This window comes from Mycobacterium sp., from assembly GCF_052145595.1.
GTDB lineage: Bacteria > Actinomycetota > Actinomycetes > Mycobacteriales > Mycobacteriaceae > Mycobacterium.
In genome coordinates this window covers 1-5,532 of record NZ_JBKQOI010000130.1, presented here as the reverse complement: position 1 = coordinate 5,532, position 5,532 = coordinate 1, and the positions used below count along the sequence as shown (strand labels likewise).

At 65.0% G+C, this 5,532-nt stretch carries 8 protein-coding genes and 1 pseudogene; 5 read left to right on the top strand and 4 right to left on the bottom strand.

The annotated features are described in order from the left end of the window. Window positions 1-420 (top strand): annotated as a pseudogene (locus ACLP4W_RS11415) (serine/threonine-protein kinase); the annotation flags it as partial. A gap of 71 nt (window positions 421-491) precedes the next feature. Here ACLP4W_RS11415 and ACLP4W_RS11410 read toward each other — a convergent pair. Next, window positions 492-947: a YbaK/EbsC family protein gene (locus ACLP4W_RS11410; RefSeq protein WP_442386235.1), complete on the bottom strand. Its 456-nt coding sequence runs from the start codon at window positions 945-947 to the stop codon at window positions 492-494. Between the two features lies 1 nt (window position 948). Then, window positions 949-1,797, bottom strand: a complete 849-nt coding sequence (locus ACLP4W_RS11405; protein ID WP_442386234.1) for an SDR family oxidoreductase — start codon at window positions 1,795-1,797, stop codon at window positions 949-951. 307 nt (window positions 1,798-2,104) lie between these two features. On the opposite strand from ACLP4W_RS11405, the gene ACLP4W_RS11400 reads away from it, so the two are divergent. Together ACLP4W_RS11400 and rsrA are read left to right on the top strand one after the other, a co-directional pair. Beyond that, window positions 2,105-2,755, top strand: coding sequence for a sigma-70 family RNA polymerase sigma factor (locus ACLP4W_RS11400; protein ID WP_442386236.1), 651 nt, complete (start codon window positions 2,105-2,107; stop codon window positions 2,753-2,755). Further along, entirely contained in the window at window positions 2,752-3,066 is a 315-nt protein-coding gene (gene rsrA, locus ACLP4W_RS11395) for a mycothiol system anti-sigma-R factor (RefSeq protein WP_442386233.1), read from the top strand. The genes ACLP4W_RS11400 and rsrA overlap by 4 nt, the downstream gene beginning before the upstream one ends. A gap of 13 nt (window positions 3,067-3,079) precedes the next feature. Here the strand turns inward: rsrA and ACLP4W_RS11390 are convergent, their stop codons facing one another. Continuing rightward, window positions 3,080-3,154 carry a 50S ribosomal protein bL37 gene (locus ACLP4W_RS11390; protein ID WP_003416889.1) on the bottom strand — a complete coding sequence of 25 codons (75 nt, stop codon included), beginning with the start codon at window positions 3,152-3,154 and terminating at the stop codon, window positions 3,080-3,082. Between the two features lie 220 nt (window positions 3,155-3,374). Between ACLP4W_RS11390 and ACLP4W_RS11385 the strand changes: the two genes are divergently transcribed. Together ACLP4W_RS11385 and ACLP4W_RS11380 are read left to right on the top strand one after the other, a co-directional pair. Further along, entirely contained in the window at window positions 3,375-3,590 is a 216-nt protein-coding gene (locus ACLP4W_RS11385) for a biotin/lipoyl-binding carrier protein (protein WP_442386232.1), read from the top strand. 49 nt (window positions 3,591-3,639) lie between these two features. Then, a complete protein-coding gene (locus ACLP4W_RS11380; RefSeq protein WP_442386231.1) occupies window positions 3,640-5,142 on the top strand; it encodes a sensor histidine kinase in 1,503 nt (500 codons plus the stop codon). Window positions 5,143-5,215: 73 nt separating this feature from the next. Here ACLP4W_RS11380 and whiB1 read toward each other — a convergent pair whose 3' ends face one another. Continuing rightward, window positions 5,216-5,470, bottom strand: coding sequence for a transcriptional regulator WhiB1 (gene whiB1, locus ACLP4W_RS11375; protein ID WP_442386230.1), 255 nt, complete (start codon window positions 5,468-5,470; stop codon window positions 5,216-5,218). Window positions 5,471-5,532: the final 62 nt, after the last annotated feature.

The following is a 5,532-nucleotide window of genomic DNA, read 5'->3' as shown; positions in this document are numbered from 1 at the left end:
GCCGCACAGCAGCTGCGGCTGCCGCGTCTGGCCGCAAGGATCAACAACGAGCGCATCCGGTTGGGCATCGAGCTGCCTCAAGAGGTTACTTCCGGTTTGCGATCGCCGCGAACCATCCCCCGCGGCAATGGAATCGCCACGATGACAGCCGAACTCGACGAGGACTCCGGGATCCGCCTGTTATCCGCGAGCGATTCCGCGGATGACCGGGAGCAGGCATGCCGACGGGCCGCCGACCTGGCTGCGGGAATCGACGGCGAGCGCAGACCCCTGGCGGCGCTGCAGGCACAACTGCTCCTCATCAAAACGCTCACGGCCGCCGGCCGGACAGCGCACGCCCGAAAAGAACTGACGCCAGCTTCTGCCAAGTGCGTCGAACTGGGGCTTTCACGTCTTCTGGTCGATGCGGGATTCGAGTAGAGCAAAAATTTGGAGTCGAGGGCGGGTGCTGGTGCATATCGGTGAAGTCCTCGCCGACTTCCAGCACGGCTCTAAGTCTGAATGTCCGCGGTGATCGCGCCGATCAATCCGATCAGGTCCTGCGGGGCCACCGCGACGTCCCAATGGCGCTTACCTGCGCTGCACAGCGCCCGGTTCCAGCTCAACGCCGAGCTGTCCACCACGGCCCGCAGCCGCTTGCGCTGACCAAATGGGGAGATGCCGCCGACCACGTAGCCGGTGGTCCGCTCGGCGGCAGCGGGCTCGGCCATGCTGGCTTTCGTCGCGCCCAACGCTGCGGCGGCTGCCTTCAGCGGCAACCGCGACGGCACCGGCAGGATCGCGACCGCCACCTCGCGAGGCAGCGCGATCATCAGGGTCTTGAACACCTGATCGGGCGCGATGTCACCGGATTCCGATAGGGCGGTGATGGCCTCGAACTTGACGACCTCGTGCGGCACAACGGCTTTGACGAGCGCCGCGATGCCCGGTGTGGCGGCGCCGGCCACGCTAGGGCCCGGTGTACCCCGGCGGGTTGACGCCGTCCACCCAGAAGTCGACACCGAGTTGTCCACCCGGCACGCAGTCATACACCGACAGGTCGGTGACGCCCGATTCCACCAGCACGTCCTCACACAGCAACGAGTTGCCCGTGTATTCGCGGGCGGGCTTGTTGAGGATGACGTAGGCCGAGTCGGAGTACACCTCGGGCTTGCGCGCCCGCCCCATCGCCTCGTCTCCGCCGAGCAGGTTTTGCACCGCGGCGGTAGCCACCAGCGTGCGCGGCCACAAGGTGTTCGACGCGATGCCCTCCTCGCGCATCTCTTCGGCGATCCCCAGCGCGCATAGCGTCATGCCGAACTTGGCCATCATGTACGCCGTCGGCTTCAGCCACTTGCTCTCCAGCAGCACCGGCGGCGACAGCGTCAGGATGTGCGGATTCTCGCGGCCCTTCATATGCGGGATGCAGGCATGACAAACCGCATACGTGCCACGCACCTGGATGCCGTTCATCAGGTCGAACCGCTTCATCGGCACCTCGGTGATCGACCCGAGGTTGATCGCCGACGCGTTGTTGACGCAGATGTCGATGCCGCCGAACTGCTCGACGGCCTTGGCGACCGCAGACTCGACCGAATCCGGGTCGCGGACGTCCCCGACGATCGGCAAGGCCTGTCCGCCGGCCTCCTCGAGCTCCTTGGCGGCGGTGAACACGGTCCCCGGCAGCTTCGGGTGCGGCTCGGCGGTCTTGGCGATCAGGGCGATGTTGGCGCCGTCTTGGGCGGCCCGTTTCGCGATCGCGAGGCCGATACCGCGACTGGCTCCGGAGATGAACATGGTCTTGCCTTTGAGGGACATGGCGTCACCCTAACGTCCGGCTCATTGGGCCCGGATTGGGGGACCGCAACGCGCCGATCCGCGATCCGGCCCCGCGCCGGAAATAGCACGCGGTCGAAAACTGTTAAATGAGGCGGTTTACTGATGCGCGGGCGGGCAGACCCGGGCAGACACTGTCGGTCGCAGCCTTTAGATTGGGAGGAGGAGCCTGGTGTCAACGGCGACGTGCCTGTTGAGCAAGGAGCAGTTCTCTGACTTCTTTGCGAGTCCGGAGGCACCTTGGGTGCTTTCCGGCGACACCGCAGCAGAAGGGACCGGGTTAATCGAAATGGCCGATATCGACGGCGTGACGGGGACAGAGACTGCCGAGCCCGCGCCGCCTGAGGAGACGGACGAGCAACTTACGGCGCGGTTCGAGCGCGACGCGATTCCCCTGCTGGACCAGTTGTACGGCGGTGCGCTGCGCATGACGCGGAATCCCGCCGACGCGGAGGACCTGCTGCAAGAGACCATGGTGAAGGCCTACGCGGGATTCCGCTCGTTCCGGGCCGGCACCAACCTCAAGGCGTGGCTGTACCGGATTTTGACCAACACCTATATCAACAGCTATCGCAAGAGGCAGCGCCAACCGGCGGAGTATCCGACCGAGGAGATCACCGACTGGCAGTTGGCGTCGAACGCCGAGCATTCTTCCACCGGGCTGCGTTCGGCTGAGGTGGAGGCACTGGAGGCGCTGCCGGACACCGAGATCAAAGAAGCGCTGCAGGCGTTGCCGGAAGAGTTCCGGATGGCCGTCTACTACGCCGATGTCGAGGGTTTCCCTTACAAGGAGATCGCCGAGATCATGGACACCCCGATTGGGACGGTAATGTCGCGGCTGCACCGGGGCAGACGTCAGCTACGCGGTCTTTTGGCCGACGTGGCCAAGGAGCGGGGCTTTGTCCGCGGTCAGCAGGCGCACGAGGAGGTGTCGTCATGAGCGAGTTTGCCGGCCCTGCCGACCCGCGCGCCGACGATAGCGATTCCGACCATTCCCACGGCTACATGGGGTGCGCGGAAGTGATCGCCGAGGTATGGACCCTGCTTGACGGTGAGTGCACACCGGACGCTCGCGAGAGGCTGCGCCAGCACCTTGAGGCATGCCCCGGATGCTTCAAGCATTACGGGATCGAAGAGCGGGTCAAGGCGTTGATCGCGGCCAAGTGCAGCAGTGAAAAGGCCCCCGAGGGCCTACGAGAGCGCCTTCGGCTGGAAATTCAGCGGACCACCATCATCCGGCGTCTGCAGTAGCGTCGCCGCAGGGCTAGGAATTCGGCCGCTTGCCGTGGTTGGCTTTGCTGTACTTGCGGTCGCGCTTCTTACGGCCACGCTTGGCCATCTTTCGAACCTCCATAAATTGCCCGTCAAACCGGGCGCCGAGCGCCCGTCAGCTTGTCACACAGTCTCTCATGGAAGTCTGACGCGCCGACCCCGGGCCTGTCCCCGGGCCTGTTAAAGGCCCACGTCCCGCGGTCCCGAGCGGTCCTGTGGTTCGATATACATGAGCCTGACAGACCAGCAGCCAGCATGCGCAAAGGGCCGAATTGAGTGGGGTGAAGATGGCCGAGGATGTTCGCGCCGAGATCGTGGCCAGCGTGCTTGAAGTCGTTGTGAGCGAGGGCGACCAAATCGGCAAGGGTGACATCGTCGTGCTGCTGGAGTCGATGAAGATGGAGATCCCCGTCCTGGCCGAAATCGACGGCACAGTAAGCAAGGTGAGTGTCTCGGTCGGCGACGTCATTCAGGCGGGCGACCTTATCGCCGTCATCAGCTAGCCGTTGCAGAGCTTGTATCTACCGCCGGGGAACGACTCGGGAGTAATTCATGTCCACTCTCGGTGATCTACTCGCCGAACACACGATGCTGCCCGGTAACGCGGTGGACCACTTGCACGCCGTGGTCGGGGAGTGGCAGCTGCTGGCCGACCTGTCGTTCGCCGATTACCTGATGTGGGTTCGCCGCGACGACGGTGTGCTGGTGTGCGTGGCGCAGTGCCGACCGAATACCGCGCCGACGGTTCTGCAGACCGATGCGGTGGGGAGCGTCGTTGCCGCCGAGCAGCTGCCGCTCGTCGCCGAGACTTTCGTCTCGGGCGCCCCCATGCGGGAAAGCGATGAGGGCCAACAACATTCGTGGCAACTGCCGGGCCCGCGGGTTGAGGCCGTCCCGGTGCGGTATGGCGGGCATGTGGTGGCGGTGCTGACGCAGCATCAAACCGCACAAGCGGCGGACCGCACGTCTGGGCAGCTGGAGACCGCGTACCGGGACTGCGCCAACGATCTTGTCCACATGCTTGCGGAGGGCACGTTTCCCGACGTGGGGGACGTGGTGATGTCGCGGTCCACCCCCCGGGCAGGCGATGGCTTCATCCGCCTGAATGTTGACGGTGTCGTCGCCTACGCCAGCCCCAACGCGCTGTCGGCCTACCACCGGATGGGCCTGACGTCCGAGTTGGAGGGCCAGAATCTCATCGAAGGGACGCGGCCGCTGATCTCCGATCCGTTCGAGGCGCAGGAAGTGGCCGAGCATGTGCAGGACTTGCTGGCCGGCGGAAGAAGCATGCGGATGGAGGTCGACGCCGGGGGCGCCACGGTGCTGCTGCGGACGCTTCCGCTGGTGGTTCATGGCGCCAGCGCCGGTGCCGCGGTGCTGATCCGCGACATCACCGAGGTCAAGCGCCGCGACAGGGCCCTGATCTCCAAGGACGCCACCATCCGGGAAATTCACCACCGCGTGAAGAACAACCTGCAAACCGTGGCGGCGCTACTGCGCCTGCAGGCCCGCCGGACGGCGAACGCCGAAGGACGGGAGGCGCTGATCGAGTCGGTGCGTCGGGTGTCATCGATTGCTCTGGTCCACGACGCATTGTCGATGTCGGTGGACGAGCAGGTGAACCTCGACGAGGTCATCGACCGGATCCTGCCGATCATGAACGACGTGGCGTCGGTGGACAGGCCGATCCGGATCAACCGGGACGGCGACCTCGGCGTGCTGGACTCCGACCGTGCGACGGCCCTGATCATGGTGATCACCGAGCTCGTCCAAAACGCAATCGAGCATGCATTCGACCCGGCGGCCCAAGAAGGGTCTGTGACGATTCGCGCCGAGCGCTCGGCACGCTGGCTCGACGTCGTCGTGCACGACAACGGGCGTGGGCTGCCCGAAGGGTTCAGCTTGGAGAACTCCGACAGCCTTGGCCTACAAATCGTGCGGACCCTGGTGTCGGCGGAGCTGGACGGCACCTTGGGCATGCGAAAAGCCCCCACCCATGGCACCGATGTGGTGCTACGCGTACCAATAGGCCGGAAGACGCGATTGCTGATGTAATGCCCAACGCACCGCCCTATCGCAACAGTGCGGCCCCGACGTTTGTCGGGGCCGCACTGTTGCGCCATCAGGGTCAGACCCCAGTGCGGGCCTTCGTCCGGGCGTTGCGACGCTTGAGTGCGCGCCGCTCGTCTTCGCTCATGCCCCCCCAGACGCCCGAGTCCTGGCCGGTGTTTAGGGCCCAGGCGAGGCACTCTGTGGTCACCAGGCACCGATTGCAGACCAGTTTCGCGTCAGCGATCTGCGCGAGCGCCGGGCCGCTATTCCCTACCGGGAAGAACAGCTCCGGGTCCTCGTCACGACAGACCGCCTTGTGGCGCCAATCCATAAGTTGTTACTCCTCACTGAGTGCGCAGCAAGGCGCACGGCCATTTTTCTTCGGCTGTTAAC

Bases quoted from the DNA above. Each gene is read 5' to 3' on its own strand.
- rsrA (WP_442386233.1), top strand. From the start codon at position 2,752: ATGAGCGAGTTTGCCGGCCCTGCCGACCCGCGCGCCGACGATAGCGAT.
- whiB1 (WP_442386230.1), bottom strand. From the start codon at position 5,470: ATGGATTGGCGCCACAAGGCGGTCTGTCGTGACGAGGACCCGGAGCTG.
- ACLP4W_RS11380 (WP_442386231.1), top strand. From the start codon at position 3,640: ATGTCCACTCTCGGTGATCTACTCGCCGAACACACGATGCTGCCCGGT.
- ACLP4W_RS11405 (WP_442386234.1), bottom strand. From the start codon at position 1,797: ATGTCCCTCAAAGGCAAGACCATGTTCATCTCCGGAGCCAGTCGCGGT.
- ACLP4W_RS11400 (WP_442386236.1), top strand. From the start codon at position 2,105: ATGGCCGATATCGACGGCGTGACGGGGACAGAGACTGCCGAGCCCGCG.
- ACLP4W_RS11385 (WP_442386232.1), top strand. From the start codon at position 3,375: ATGGCCGAGGATGTTCGCGCCGAGATCGTGGCCAGCGTGCTTGAAGTC.